The 14,160-nt window shown below is 38.8% G+C and carries 15 protein-coding genes, 1 tRNA gene and 1 pseudogene; 9 read left to right on the forward strand and 8 right to left on the reverse strand.

From position 1 onward, the window contains the following. Positions 1-82: 82 nt before the first annotated feature. The 6 genes from V8V91_RS25955 to V8V91_RS25980 form a co-directional block, all read right to left on the reverse strand. A complete protein-coding gene (locus V8V91_RS25955; RefSeq protein WP_373397922.1) occupies positions 83-1,183 on the reverse strand; it encodes a porin in 1,101 nt (366 codons plus the stop codon). A 396-nt stretch (positions 1,184-1,579) separates the two neighbouring features. After that, on the reverse strand, positions 1,580-3,001 hold the full coding sequence (locus V8V91_RS25960) for a sodium:alanine symporter family protein (protein WP_074223629.1): 1,422 nt from the start codon (positions 2,999-3,001) through the stop codon (positions 1,580-1,582). Positions 3,002-3,217: 216 nt separating this feature from the next. Then, entirely contained in the window at positions 3,218-3,862 is a 645-nt protein-coding gene (locus V8V91_RS25965; protein ID WP_373397923.1) for an ion channel, read from the reverse strand. Positions 3,863-3,879: 17 nt separating this feature from the next. Further along, positions 3,880-4,206, reverse strand: a complete 327-nt coding sequence (locus V8V91_RS25970) for a transporter substrate-binding domain-containing protein (protein WP_373397924.1) — start codon at positions 4,204-4,206, stop codon at positions 3,880-3,882. Positions 4,207-4,506: 300 nt separating this feature from the next. Beyond that, positions 4,507-5,676 carry a sorbosone dehydrogenase family protein gene (locus V8V91_RS25975; RefSeq protein WP_373397925.1) on the reverse strand — a complete coding sequence of 390 codons (1,170 nt, stop codon included), beginning with the start codon at positions 5,674-5,676 and terminating at the stop codon, positions 4,507-4,509. A gap of 141 nt (positions 5,677-5,817) precedes the next feature. Continuing rightward, positions 5,818-5,891 (reverse strand) — tRNA-Pro (locus V8V91_RS25980). Between the two features lie 237 nt (positions 5,892-6,128). On the opposite strand from V8V91_RS25980, the gene V8V91_RS25985 reads away from it, so the two are divergent. The 6 genes from V8V91_RS25985 to V8V91_RS26010 all read left to right on the forward strand — a co-directional run bounded on the left by V8V91_RS25985 (position 6,129) and on the right by V8V91_RS26010 (position 10,456). Then, positions 6,129-6,380: a response regulator transcription factor gene (locus tag V8V91_RS25985; RefSeq protein ID WP_373397926.1), complete on the forward strand. Its 252-nt coding sequence runs from the start codon at positions 6,129-6,131 to the stop codon at positions 6,378-6,380. 17 nt (positions 6,381-6,397) lie between these two features. Beyond that, a complete protein-coding gene (locus V8V91_RS25990) occupies positions 6,398-6,787 on the forward strand; it encodes a response regulator transcription factor (protein ID WP_373397927.1) in 390 nt (129 codons plus the stop codon). Positions 6,788-6,798: 11 nt separating this feature from the next. Next, positions 6,799-7,299 carry a hypothetical protein gene (locus V8V91_RS25995; RefSeq protein WP_373397928.1) on the forward strand — a complete coding sequence of 167 codons (501 nt, stop codon included), beginning with the start codon at positions 6,799-6,801 and terminating at the stop codon, positions 7,297-7,299. After that, positions 7,296-8,057 carry a sensor histidine kinase gene (locus V8V91_RS26000; protein WP_373397929.1) on the forward strand — a complete coding sequence of 254 codons (762 nt, stop codon included), beginning with the start codon at positions 7,296-7,298 and terminating at the stop codon, positions 8,055-8,057. The genes V8V91_RS25995 and V8V91_RS26000 overlap by 4 nt, the downstream gene beginning before the upstream one ends. Before the next feature lie 66 nt (positions 8,058-8,123). After that, positions 8,124-8,348, forward strand: coding sequence for a hypothetical protein (locus V8V91_RS26005; protein WP_373397930.1), 225 nt, complete (start codon positions 8,124-8,126; stop codon positions 8,346-8,348). Positions 8,349-8,395: 47 nt separating this feature from the next. Further along, entirely contained in the window at positions 8,396-10,456 is a 2,061-nt protein-coding gene (locus V8V91_RS26010) for a TonB-dependent receptor domain-containing protein (RefSeq protein ID WP_373397931.1), read from the forward strand. A gap of 83 nt (positions 10,457-10,539) precedes the next feature. On the opposite strand, the gene V8V91_RS26015 is transcribed toward V8V91_RS26010, so the two are convergent. After that, entirely contained in the window at positions 10,540-10,686 is a 147-nt protein-coding gene (locus V8V91_RS26015) for a lmo0937 family membrane protein (RefSeq protein WP_143185839.1), read from the reverse strand. Positions 10,687-10,907: 221 nt separating this feature from the next. Continuing rightward, positions 10,908-11,921 carry a LacI family DNA-binding transcriptional regulator gene (locus V8V91_RS26020; protein WP_373397932.1) on the reverse strand — a complete coding sequence of 338 codons (1,014 nt, stop codon included), beginning with the start codon at positions 11,919-11,921 and terminating at the stop codon, positions 10,908-10,910. Positions 11,922-12,143: 222 nt separating this feature from the next. On the opposite strand from V8V91_RS26020, the pseudogene V8V91_RS26025 reads away from it, so the two are divergent. From V8V91_RS26025 to V8V91_RS26035, 3 genes and pseudogenes are all read left to right on the forward strand, one after another. Further along, positions 12,144-13,138, forward strand: a pseudogene (locus V8V91_RS26025) (aldo/keto reductase). A 7-nt stretch (positions 13,139-13,145) separates the two neighbouring features. Further along, on the forward strand, positions 13,146-13,811 hold the full coding sequence (locus V8V91_RS26030; RefSeq protein ID WP_373397933.1) for an alcohol dehydrogenase catalytic domain-containing protein: 666 nt from the start codon (positions 13,146-13,148) through the stop codon (positions 13,809-13,811). After that, positions 13,808-14,158 (forward strand): zinc-binding dehydrogenase, encoded by a 351-nt coding sequence (locus V8V91_RS26035; protein WP_373397934.1) that lies wholly within the window; start codon positions 13,808-13,810, stop codon positions 14,156-14,158. The genes V8V91_RS26030 and V8V91_RS26035 overlap by 4 nt, the downstream gene beginning before the upstream one ends. The last annotated feature ends 2 nt before the right edge of the window (positions 14,159-14,160 follow it).

Consider the following 14,160-nt stretch of genomic DNA (forward strand, 5'->3'; position numbering starts at 1 on the left):
AAATGAATCAAACCTCTCGGTAACAAGTAGCTTATCGAGAGGTTTTTTTATATCAGAGAGGAAGGAACAGGTACAGCTAATGTTAATTATTAATAGTATCTGAAAACTTAATTGCTATGGAGGTCCCGATGATAAAGTTATTATTGGAGAAACTGGTATTAGTTTCAAAGACACTGTCTTTACTATGCAACCAACGTCCTTCTAGTCTACCGACCACGTTTTTAACAGGAGAGTAGTCTATGTTTAATGAAATTCCTGTAGTAAGGAAACCATTGAACGTATTGGTTGGAATGATGACTCCTGATTTGTCTTGGTAGTATTCTGCTCGTATAGCCGTTTTCCAGGTCTTGTTGATTACATATTGGCTAATGATGATTGGACTAAACCAGAAATTATAATCAGAACTTCCATTTTCATGTTGCTGGAAACCAAAATCAAAAGCAGTAATCAGGTGAACCTTTTCTGTCAATTGGAAAAGCCCATAGAAGTCATTAAAATACCGCATTCTTCTGGTGCTATCGGGATCATCTGTACCGATAAAAGTACTCCAGTTCAAGGATGTTTTTTCTGAAGGGCTATAGGTGATTTGGGATCCAAAACTGGGTAATGAATTTCCTTCCAATCGCTGTATACGCTGCCAACCATTTACCATGAGAGCTGCTATTTCCCAATTATGATTGGGGTTGAAAGTTAGTTTTGTCCCAGTTAAAAAATAGGGTGAATTTTCAGCCAAAAGGGAACGGGTTAAGGTCATATTATCTGTTGAAATTGCGCTTTCAAATCCAATATGGGAAGGTAGCACTCCCGCATCCAACCATAAATTATTTTTCCTGTTAAGGGAAATCCCAATAGTTGCTTCAAAAATATTTTTTAAAACCCCCGGTTCTGCCGCATAATTATCATTCGCATAGGTTCCAGTTTGAAATGCGAAATTGGCGCGATATTTCACGTGTTCTACGCCAAATTTTACCAATCCTAAATTCAAGTTAAACTCGTTGTGTCGATTGTGATTGAATAAAAATGGCTGTCTTTCGGTGCTTGGTGGCCGATTAAAATCATAAACATAAAACACATCAGCAAAACCCAAAATGTTGATCTGAGGTTTTTGATTCCAAGTACTATCAACTTGTGCTGACAAGTTGAAACTGATTAAAAGGAGAGCAAAAATTGCATACTGCTTCATCTTTCAATTTTCATTTCTGTGAACGGGTTTATTGAATATAGCAAAAGAGATTTTAATAGTTTTCCAAAGCTATTTCTTGATTCAATATGGTTTCAATGGTCCCATCCAGACTATGTGAGCATTCGTATTAAAGATAAAATTATAATCCTTTAGGTTTGTTGTGCATCATGTGGGCCTTGTTAAACTGCCGCCAATGGGGACAGTGTTTTCTATGTAAGTCTAACCTTTAGGTAAGGATAAATGAAATGAAATAGAGTTACTCAATTGCTTTTTAGATTTTGGACTTCCCTTCTCAAATAAAAAAGCCGACAATTAACTTGTCGGCTCTTGAGTATATACCACCTTAAAATAAGGTTTTCATTTTTTGTGTTTTCTACATTGACCTCTGTGTAAATACTATTTCCAGAAATCAGCATTATCTATACCTGCATCCTTGGCAATAAAAACTGGATCTTTCCCTTCTTTTTTCTGCTTTTTGTAGTCTTTAAATGCTTTCATTGCTGGTTTTCTCAGTAGAAGTATTGCGATAACGTTAAGCCAAGCCATCATTCCAACTCCGATATCACCCATGGTCCATGCTAGAGCAGCTGTTTTGATAGAGCCATAAAAAGTAGCGATAAGAATTGCTACTCGAAGGACCCAAATAGCCCATTTGTTATTGGACTTTCTGATTAAATAGCTCAGGTTGGTTTCAGCGATATAGTAATATGCCATGATGGTGGTAAAGGCAAAGAATAGCAAGGAAACAGCCACGAAACCTTTACCTAAAGCGGGGAAGTGAGTTCCTACTGCAAACTGAGTGTATTCTGGTCCAAAGGAAACCCCAGGAAGGTTTTCTACAATGAAACCACCTTCAGGATTTAATACATTGTATTGGCCTGTAAACAAGATCATCAAAGCAGTGGCAGTACAAACGAAGATGGTATCTACATAAACTGAAAATGATTGAACCAAGCCTTGCTTCACTGGATGCGAAACCTCTGCAGCTGCTGCTGCATGCGGTGCTGTACCTTGACCTGCCTCATTGGAATAAATTCCTCTTTTTACTCCCCATGCAATGGCCATCCCGAAAACCCCAGAAAAGGCAGCTTCCAAGTTCAAAGCGGATTTGATGATCAGGGCAAAGATGGAAGGTACTTCAGCTATATTCATCAAGATGATGACTACTGCCATTAAAATATAGGCAGCAGCCATAAATGGAATAACCACTTCTGCCACTTTACTGATTCTTTTCACTCCTCCAAGGATAATTAATGCCAAGAAAGCAGTGATAATGATTCCGGTATATAAAACAGGGATATCAAAAGCATTTTCTACACTTAAGGCAATACTATTACTTTGAACCCCAGGCATAAATAGGGCAGTAGCAAGGATGGTTGCAAATGCAAACACCATGGCATACCATTTTAACCCTAATCCCTTTTCAATATAATAAGCAGGACCACCTCTATATTCCCCATTATCAACTTCTTTATAAATCTGTCCAAGAGTAGATTCCACAAATGCGGAAGCCGCACCAAGAAAAGCAATCACCCACATCCAGAAAATCGCGCCAGGTCCACCCATGGCGATGGCAGTCGCCACACCTGCAATATTACCAGTTCCTACTCTTCCTGATATCGCGATGGCAAAGGCCTGAAAAGAAGAAACTCCTTTTTCAGAGGATTCACCTTTGAAAAGGAGTTGTATCATTTCCTTGAAATAAGTGACTTGAAGGAATTTGGTCACAAATGAAAAATAGATCCCTGCCCCAAGACATAATAAAATTAAGGCATCACTCCATACTACAGCATTAATTGCTTCTACAATTTCTTTCATTTTTTATTTGTATACTTCTAAATCTATAAAGTTCTCGATTGCTTGGGTTTATTTTAAACCCGAAGAAAGCAAAAATCCCTTATTAATTGAGAAGAATCGTTTTAAATGGGCTTAATTCTTGATTGAAAGCCCTTGAAAAGTATGTAGAATTGAAAAAAGCTTATTATTTAATACGATTATTTAATCCTTTCGTAAGCAAATTTCAATTGTGTTCAGCTACTCGTCTTTATCTAAATACCCATTGATGATTTTTTCGATTTCTTGATCTTCGGAAAGTTCGAGAAGGGCTCTATTGACCTCATAAATCAAGTCGGACTCAACAGGGAATGCAAATCCATAACCTTGTTTGAAATATTCTGCCTTAGCAATGTACAGGTTTTCAGGGTGATTTTGTTTCGTGTAATAAAGCAGTTGAGGTCTATCATAAACAACCGCATCTACCTCCTTCGCAAGTAATTTATCCATGGCCTCCTGAAGGGAACTTGACTCCACGACTTTGGCTTTATTTTCTTTTAAAAAGTTGACGGCAGGGGAATTCAACAGTGTGCCTGCCTTTTTTTGAGAAAGTTCTTCTATTCGAAGAATGGTGGATGTTCCCATGGAATTAATTGTCAATGTGCTGGCAATTCCTGCGACCATGGAAGTTGCAAAAATTAAAGAAGTTAAAATCCAGGTCCCGGTAATTATTCTGCCCCAGAGAGTGACTGGAGCCTTGTCACCATATCCAACCGTGCTCATGGTTACGATAGCTAGCCACATCCCGTTTCCAATTCCATTTACTGGGTCTGTGGGAAATTGATCGGGGGAGTTTTTTCTTTCAGCAATCCAAAGTAGAGTTCCTACAATGGCTAAAATGAACAAAAATATTCCTACAGCAATTAGTAATTTAAGGCTAAAAAAGGATTGATTTTCCCCCAAAAAGAGAGCTCATCATTTCTGGATACAATTGATAAACTGGAATTGTAAAATGGCTGGGAGAATCGCATATTTTCCAGTCTAGTTGAGGTAATGCTGATAGGACCCACTACCACATCCACCTTATTTTGACTGAGTTGGGAAAGTGCATGTTCCACTTGATCAAAGTATTGATAAGTAAAAACCCAATTTTTTTTGGCAGCTAATTCCTCCCAAATCTCGATCGCAATTCCTTCTGAATCGGAGTTGATTGGAAAAACGAAAGGCTGGCTACCTGCTACACCAACCATTAGCGTGTCTGAGGTAAAAGACTCAGTTTGTGCTAAAAGATTGGGCCTTTGGAGGCAAAATAGTAAAAGCAAAAAAATAATGTGGGCGTAAATACTTGTTGATCTCGACATGGAAATTTATTAATGAAGATTTCGATTTGATCCAGGTGATACCTTCTGAAAAGGCATGGATTGGACCCCCTGGTGATTAACAATGATGAAAGCCTTTGATCTTTCAACCATCAATTGATCATACCAAAAATCTTAACCAAATCAAAAAACAGAAGGTATTACTGGTTGTTTGGGGGAAAGTTTATTCCATTAGTGGCTAAATTTGTAAATCTTATCATCAAATCCACAGATGTACAATTCTTGGTTTTGGTCCACTCCAAAAGAAGAAATAGCAAAATCCGTATCAAAAAGTTCTGTATTGACGGGACTGGATGGATTGCTGATATCCAAACTCCAGATTCTGCCTGAGACATAATCCGCATAGATATATAAGCCCTTTAATTCTTGGATGCTTGGGCCTCTATAAACATAACCACCCGTTACTGAAATGTCACCTTTGGAGCGGTCATATTCCCAAACAGGCAATTCCAATCCCGCTTGATTGCAATTAGAGGAGTTAAAGCAATGAAACCCTTCCATGGTATTCCATCCATAATTACCTCCTTTTTTGATGAGGTCAATTTCTTCGTATCTATTTTGACCTACATCTCCCACCCAAAGCTGGCCATTTTCCGAGTCAAAGCTAAATCGCCAAGGGTTTCGTAGCCCATAGGCATAGATTTCTTCTCGGAACCCCTGATTGTTATTGATAAAAGGATTGTCAGCTGGAATTGCATAGTTCTCAGCTCCATCCGTTTGATCTACATCGATCCTTAAAATAGTCCCAAGTAAGGTGTTTCTATTTTGTCCGTTTCCTTTTGGATCACCACCACTTCCTCCATCACCTACAGCTATATACAAAAAGCCATCAGGTCCAAAAGAGATTTGACCTCCATTATGATTGGAATAGGGTTGTTCAAATTCCAAAAGCACCAATTCGCTACTTGGGTCTGCTTGATTAGGGTTTGCAGAAGAAACAGAGAATCGGGAAATTACTGTTCTATTAGGGTTGGATGCAGTATAATTCACATAAAAGTAGCCATTACTGGAATAATTAGGGTGGAATGCCAAGCCCAATAGGCCTTCCTCGTTTCCAGAATCATCCACCTGAGCTTCAATGTCGAGAAAGGATGATTTGGAAGTGGCAGTTGATTCGTTTTGCAAGACAGAAATTACTCCTCGTTGCTCTACTACGAACACACGATTGGTATTGTCTCCTGCATTTTGAAAATCCACGGGTCTAGTGAAAGAAAGACCCGGAAAGGCCTCTACTACGGCTAAATTTCCAGTTGGAGTGGAGGGATTGGAAGAGGTGCTTTGTGAACAAGCCTCATGGAAAAATAAAGTCAAAAGGAGAAAAGTTTGGATAGATTTTTTCATTAGGAAAATAGAGTAAAGGATACTGTTAAGTTTCTCTTTTTAAGTTAGATGAAATAGGTTAAGCGACCAAATTTTAAAAAAATGAACGGTTCAGTGTAGGGCACAAAAAAAGCCAACACATTTCTATGTTGGCTTCTTAAGTCGGGGTGGCAGGATTCGAACCTACGACCTCCTCGTCCCAAACGAGGCGCGATACCGGGCTACGCTACACCCCGATTCCATTCGAAAAAGAATTTTTAAACTCTTCCCCCAGAACCGGATGCAAATGTAGTGAATTATTCCTTTTTTCAATTTTCTAGATCAAATAAATCGAAAAAAATGGCGGATAATTTTAGCGTAAAAAAGTGCATTTAGAGTAAGTGGTTGGATATGAGTAGTTTGGACAGGTCCGTATTTCATTTATTTAAAGTGTAACTTCAGAATTACTTCAGAGTGTTTCAAGAATTTGAATTATGAAAATTTTATTGGTGGAGGACAATGCAGAACTTACCGAAAATGTGGTAAGGTATTTAGAGCAAGAAGGGATTCTTTGTGAAACTGCAAGTACCTTATTTGAGGCAGAAGATAAATTGCTTTCTTATAGTTATGATTGTGTTTTGCTGGACCTCATGCTTCCCGATGGAGATGGACTTCAAGTACTCAAACTGATCAAATCAACAAAGCAAACTCCCAATGTTTTGATCATTTCGGCAAAAGGTCTTTAGATGACAAAATCCTTGGGTTGGATCTAGGGGCAGACGACTATTTGGCGAAACCGTTTCACTTGTCTGAATTGTTAGCTCGCCTAAAGGCTATTTATAGAAGGGCAAAACTGGACGGGATCGATGTTTTGGAAATCAATGAAATTTCAATTCATCATGGCACTTCAGAAGCCTATGTTAACAAGAAATTACTTGACTTGACCAAGAAGGAATTTGATCTGTTGATCTTTTTGATCACCAACAAAAATCGGGTTTTAGGAAAACAGGCCATCGCCCAACATTTATGGGGAGATTACACGGATAATTTGGCAAATTTCGATTTTGTCTACCAACACATCAAAAACATAAGGAAAAAAATCACAGAAGCAGGGGAAGGATTACCTCAAAACCGTCTATGGTATTGGGTATAAATTTGACGAAAATGCAATATAGGCTCATTAACATTATTACTTTTTTATATCTGATCTTGACCTTGGCAGGCTTGTTAATCAGTGGATTCTTTATTTACCTCAAAATTGAGTCAGAGATTGATTTTGAGACAGGGAGAGAATTGGACCGACAGGTGGATTCAGTAGCGGATCAGATTAGAAGAGGAAACTCCTTTCAAAGTCTGATCACGGACCAATTGAAGATTGATATGATTCCAATTGAGAGACCTGTTGAAGAACTGTATTTGAGGGATACCTTAGCCTATCACGAATCCAGTGATAGAAAAGTAAAGCAGCTGAAGGCTAGTAAATCCTATAAAATCGGAGGAGAGCATTATAGGATTTCCTATTTCAACATTGTGGTAGAAACAGATGATATAACGGAAACCGTGGTATTTACTATGGGAGTAGTGTTTCTATTGCAGCTAGCATTTATTGTATTCTTTTTAAGGGGATTTCCAACCGGATTTTACTCCCTTTTCAAAAGTCCTTGAGGAAAATCCAAAACTTCAATTTTGCAACGAACGAGCCCTTTGTATTTGAGAAAAGTAACATTAAGGAATTTGATCAGCTAAATGAATTCTTGATGCGCATGTCCAATAAGTTGTTGAAGGACTATAGACAGATTAAGGAATATTCAGAAAATATTTCCCACGAAATTCAAACTCCAACTACTGTAATCCGAGGAAAACTCGAACATTTAATGAATGAGGGAATGACTGAAAAACAATCGGAATTGATTCATTCCGCCTACCAAAACAATGAACGGATTCAACGAATAGTTAAATCCTTGAGCCTACTGGCCAAATTGGAAAATAATGAATTTGAGTCTCCTCAGGCAATCAATTTTTCGGAGGTTTTGCTAAAAAACATAGAACTAACTGAAGAACTGATTGAGGGAAATGGATTGGAACTTGAACAATCAATTGATCCGGAAGTTACTGTAGTGATACATCCATTTACCGCTGATGTAATGATTCAAAATCTAATTAGCAATGCTGTCAAGCACAATCAAGCAAAAGGCTGGATTAAAATTCAACTCAATTCAGATTATTTGTGGGTAGAAAATTCTGGTTCTCCTTTAAAGAAAGACCCTGAAGTTCTTTTGCAACGCTTTGAAAAGGAGAGTGACAAATCAGATTCTATTGGTTTGGGTTTGGCAATCGTCTCCCAAATTTGTAAGTCTTATGGTTTGAATTTCCATTTTTCATCTGAAGGGAATGTGCACAGTGCAAAAATCAGCTTTCGCTAATTAACTTCAAATTTGATTCAGAATCAGTTGGTAAATTTCTATCAAACTTAAAAACCAACTGATTTAATGATGAGAGTAAACTCCTATTTTTTCCTGTTTTTTATCCTGTGCTTTGCATGTATAGCACACGGTTCCTTTGGACAAGATTCAAGGGTGACAGGGGTATTGGTAGATTCTGAATCCAAAAAGCCTTTGCCTTTTGTTCAGGTAGCTCTTTTGATTCACAAGATTCCACATCACCTGAATCCTTTGGAGATACAGATGAAAGTGGAAGGTTTTCACTTCAAGTAAATCCCGGAGAATATGCGTTAAAAGCGTTCTTCTTAGGGTATTCTGATTTGAATATCCCGAATGTAAAAGTCTCAGGCACTGAAGATTTAGGTACACTTGAATTGAAAAGTGAAAACCAAAATTTGGAGGAAGTAGTAGTAGAAACTTCAAAAATGCCGGTTCGGACCACCATGGAGGGGCTTACCATCACTCCTGATAACAACCTGGCCAATACTGGAGGTACCTTATTGGATGTGCTAAGGAATACGCCTTCTATTTCTGTAAGTGAAGATGGGGCCATTTCTTTACGTGGAAGTTCAGGTACCAATATCCTGATCAATGGCAGGAATTCCTCTCTTACTCAAAACTTAGATCAATTACCTGCCAGTGCAGTTGAAGAAATCAAAATAATCAATAACCCAAATGCTCGATATGATGCTGAAGCTGAGGCAGGTGTAATTGATATTGTATTGAAAAAAGGAATTGAGCTGGGAACACATGGAGGTTTAGAAGCTACGTACGGAACTAGAAATAGGACAAACCTGGGAGCCAGAATTAGCCATAGAAGCCTGAAATGGAATACCTATGCTGGATATAATTACCGCAATTGGAAAAGTATAGGAACGCGAGAATCCACTCGTTTTCTTTTTGAAGATGATGAGTCTCTAATCCAGAATACAAATAATACGGACCATGATATCGGGCATAACCTGAACTATGGAGCCGACTATTACTTTGGTAACAATGTCTTGAGTTACGAAGGGGTGTTTCAAGCCAGTGAGAACTGGCAGACCAATACGTTGTTTGCGGAGCAAGTGAGAGGAGGCAAGGAGTTTGACTATGTCCGACGAAATTCTGAAAATGAAACGGATGATGGGTTAGATAATGCCTTGATTTTTGAACACTCATTTAAAGAAAAGGGACATTTGTTACGCGCCTCAGCTAGCCATTCGTATCGAAATCAATACAAAACACAAAACATTGAGATCTTCAATAATAGTTTGATTCCTGATCCTGGGAATTTAACTGGGCAGGAGCGGGCATTTACGGATGAGGTTAGAAATATTTCTGTGTTTCAGGCAGATTATATTAGGCCATTTGAATCCGGGAAATTTGAGACTGGATTGAAGTCTACCCTGCGTAAATTTGATAACGATTATCAATACCTGAGATTTCAGGAGGCAAGCCAGGATTTTGTTTTAGATCCTGCAATTAGTAACCGCTTTATCTACAAAGATCAAATTCATGCGGGTTACATGGTTTATTCCAAAACCAATCCCAAGTTTGAATATGCAGTTGGTTTAAGAGGGGAATTGACCAAAGTGGATACCTACCTGGAGAATACTAATGAGACCAACAAACAGTCTTATTTTAACCTGTTTCCAAGTGTACAGGCCCTTTATAACTTGAATGACCAGCATGCCTTAAAAGTCACCTACAGTAGAAGAATTGATAGGCCAAGAGCATGGAGATTGAATCCTTTTCCGGATATCACGGATAGTTTAAATGTAAGAAGAGGTAATCCTGAATTAGATCCTGAAATGATTAATTCTTTCGAATTAGGGCATTTGGCTAATTTCGAAAAATCCAGCTTTACCACTAATCTGTTTTATCGTAAAGTGAATGGCCAAATAGATTTCATCACCATCATTGAAGATGGAATATCATACTCCCAGCCTGACAATTTACTTTCTTCACAATCCTATGGTGTAGAATTGATCACCACGAATGAGATTACAAATTGGTATGCTGTAAATGGAGGTTTGACACTTTTTCAAATTGCCGTAGATGGCTCTAATATCGGAGAGGAATTTACCAATTCAGGATTTTCCTGGAATGTTAAATTGACTCAAGACTTTAAGCTTCCGTTAGGGATAAACTTTCAGTTGGTCGGTAATTATGAATCTCCTGAGATTGAAGCACAAGGAAGAGATTTGGCACAATACTACTTTGACGGAAGTTTACAAAAATCATTCTTGGATGGTAAGGGAAGCTTGACGTTTAGTGCCCGGGATATTTTTGATACGAGAAGATTTGCGGGGAATACGCTTACCAATGCTTTTTCACAGGAGTTTTATTCCAAAAGAGAAACACAGATCTATTTACTATCTGCAAGATTTAATTTTTAGAGGTAACAATGTTGGGTTTTATGAACGAAAGAAAAAGGCAGAGATTCTCTGCCTTTTTCTTTTAATCGATTACCTAAATCCAATTAGCGACCACCTATTAACCTAAATAGGATGGCTATTACAGCCAAGACTAATAAAATGTGGATCAGTCCGGAAACGCTATAAATAAATACGCCTAATATCCAGCCGATTAATAGGATTACCGCTATCAGATATAATAAAGAACTCATGGTGTTGGTGGTTTAGTTTCTACTAATTTTTTAAACTAAGTCCAATCCAAATGCCAAAGCAAAAATGGCCTTAGAAGTCCTAAAAAGAAGGGTTTATATAGGATATTCATGTAATGTTGGGGAAAAATGTTCCCGAAAAAAGGTGCTTAGGGTCAACATTTTGAGGGGGCTTCTGTTCTGATTTCCAATATTTTTTGATCCTTGTCCTTTATTCCCAAGACCTAGCTTGTGGTTTTTTTAGTAGAGGATCGGGTTACTAATTCAGTTTTGAGGCTTTTGAATTCAAGCGGAGAATTGGGGGCCTGAATTTGATTCAATAAAAAACCAGCCGCAATAGATCCCATATCAAAAGGTCGTTGGTTGACGCTGGTCAATTGGGGAGTCACATAAGTAGAAATAGGCTCATCGGCATAACCTACAATAGCAACCTGGTCGGGGATGGAAATTCCCTCATTCCTTAGAACATTGACAGCTTCAAAAGCCAAATAATCACTGTAAGCGAAAATCCCATCCACGGGATTCGCTTTTATATATGCTCTGATCTTATCAGGCAATTCAGGATCATTTCCTTCGAAAATCAACTCCTTATTATAGGGTATCTGGTGCTTCCTTAAAGCCTCTTTGTAGCCCATGAATCGATTAAAAGAAGTAGAAAGTACTTTTGGGCCTTTGATATGGATGATTTGGGTACAACCGGTTTGTAGTAGAAAGTCCACCGCTTGAAACGCTCCTTCAAAATCATCTGAAATTACATAGGAAGTCTCAATTTCTTCACAGATTCTATCCATCAAAACAAGCGGTGTTCCACTCTCCAACACTTCCTGTAAATGACCAAATTCATCGTTTTTCTTACAAATCGTGGCCAAAATCCCATCCACCCGGGCATCCAATAAGGTTTGAAAGGATTTGATTTCCTGCCTCTTTTTCTCGTTAGAAGTGCAGATCAATAATTGATATCCCACTTTTGAGGTGACACTTTCTATTCCCGCCAAAACCCTACTATAAAAATGATGCGTGAATTCAGGGATAATCAAGCCTATGGTTTGGGTTTTGTTTTCGACTAGACTTCTCGCAATAGGATTCGGTCTGTATCCCAGTTCTTTCGCTAAAGCCTGAATTTGCTGCTTTTTCTTTTCGCTTACCTTTCCTCCTCCATTCAATGCTCTTGATACCGTAGACGGGGTCACATTCAAAGCTTTGGCTATGTCGGTAATACTTACTCTTTTCTTTTTCATTTCAGACTTAAAATCTTTCTAAAATAGCAAAAAGAGTCAATCCAACTCATGCATCATGAGCATGAAGGGTTGGGCAAACGTTTGACCACAAAACTCTTAAATGGATTTCTGATATTGTATTGAAAATTGAATTTCAATGGATTTCATGCGTATAAGTCTTTACAAGAAAACCTTCTTTGAATTAGGATGCAATTAGGGAAAACAGGAATTGAGGTCCCATCGATGGTAATTGGCACCAGTTCACTGGGAAATCTTTACCAGTCCAGTTCCTTTTCGGATAAACTGGAATTGGTGAAAACTGCCCTGGATTGTTTCCCAGGTCTTACGGTCTTTGACTCTGCTGGAAAATATGGTGCAGGGTTGGCCTTGGAGTCATTGGGTAAGGCATTGAATGAGCTAAATGTACCCAAAGATCAAGTGATCATCAGCAATAAATTGGGGTGGAGGAGGACTCCTTTGAAAGGAGCTGAGCCAACCTTTGAAAAAGATGTTTGGAAGAATTTGGAATATGACGCAGTACAGGATATCAGTTATCATGGTATTCTGAATTGTTTTGAGGAGGGGAATACACTTTTGGGGGGATTTAAATCTCAATTGGTTTCCGTGCATGATCCGGATGAATATTTGGCTCAAGCAGGATCTGATGCTGATTATAAAATACGGTTTCAGGATATTTTAGAGGCTTATCGAGCCTTGGCTGATTTGAAGAAAGCTGGGAAAGTGAAGGCCATTGGGATAGGATCTAAAAGCTGGCAAGTGATCCGGAAAATCCATGAGCAAGTCAAGTTGGACTGGGTGATGATCGCCAATAGCATGACGATCTATAGTCATCCATCTGAATTATTGCATTTTATGGAGCAAATGAAATATGATGGGGTAGGAATTATCAATTCAGCAGTATTTCACTCTGGGTTTTTGGTAGGAGGAGACTATTTTGATTACGAGTTTGCCGGTTCAGATAATCCAGCATTTCAGAAACAACATCAGTGGAGGTCTAGTTTTTTGAGCTCTGCACATCGTGGGGCATTGATCCTGCACACGCTTGTATACAGTTTGGCTTACGTTTTCCAGGAGTATCTGCATTGGCCCTGAACTCGACTTCTACGAAACGGATTCAAAAGAATGCAGCCTATTGCCAAACTCCTATTGAATCGGGTTTTTGGAAGGAACTAAAGGAAAAACAATTGATAAAAAGAGATTCGAAAATCTCCATTTAATAAAAAGATGATGAAAGAATTATCCTGTAAAACTCCAGGGGAATTTGAATATAAGGATGCCCAAAAGCCAATTCTTTCCCAAGGGAAGGCGATTATCAAAATCAAGCGTATTGGAATCTGCGGAACAGATCTACACGCTTTTGAAGGAACGCAACCTTATTTTTCTTATCCAAGGACACTGGGCCATGAATTAGCTGGTGAAGTCTGTGAAATTGAGTCTAATAGCGAATTTCAGATAGGAGATCTGGTGACGATTATGCCTTATTTCAGTTGTGGAACTTGTGTGGCCTGCAGAAAGGGAAAAACCAATTGTTGTCAAAAAATCAGTGTTTTTGGAGTTCATGAAGATGGGGGGATGAGAGAATATGTGTCTGTGCCCATTTCCACTTTGATCAAAAGGGAAGGACTTCAGTTGGATCAGCTGGCGATGGCAGAGCCTTTTGCCATTGGTGCCCATGGCGTAAGAAGAGCAGGAGTGAAACCCGGAGACCGGGTTCTGGTCATAGGAGCCGGCCCCATCGGTTTAGGGGTGATGGAATTTGCGAAAATCGCGGGAGGAGAAGTCATTGCTTTAGACATCAATGAACAACGACTTGATTTCTGTAAAAACATGTTGAACATCGCTCATACCCTGAAAGCCAGTGAGCAAACAAAAAGGAAATTGAAGGATTGACCAATGGGGATTTCTGTGATGTAGTGATTGATGCGACAGGTAATTCTACAGCAATTCATCAGGGTTTTCAATACATGGCTCATGGAGGCACCTATGTATTGGTAGGTTTGCAAAAAGGAGAAATAGCATTTTCTCATCCAGATTTTCATAAAAGAGAATCCACACTCATGAGCAGCCGAAATGCTACCAAAGCTGATTTTGAGCAGGTGTTGGAAGCTTTGGCAAGTGGAAAAATCAATGTAAAAAATTACATCACCCATCGAGTCAACTTTGAGGGCGTGAAGTCCAATTTTAAATCATGGCTGGACCCCAAAACAGGAGTTATCAAAGCCATGGTAGCAATATAAAA

Source organism: Algoriphagus halophilus, assembly GCF_041729275.1.
GTDB classification, from domain to species: Bacteria; Bacteroidota; Bacteroidia; order Cytophagales; family Cyclobacteriaceae; genus Algoriphagus; species Algoriphagus halophilus_A.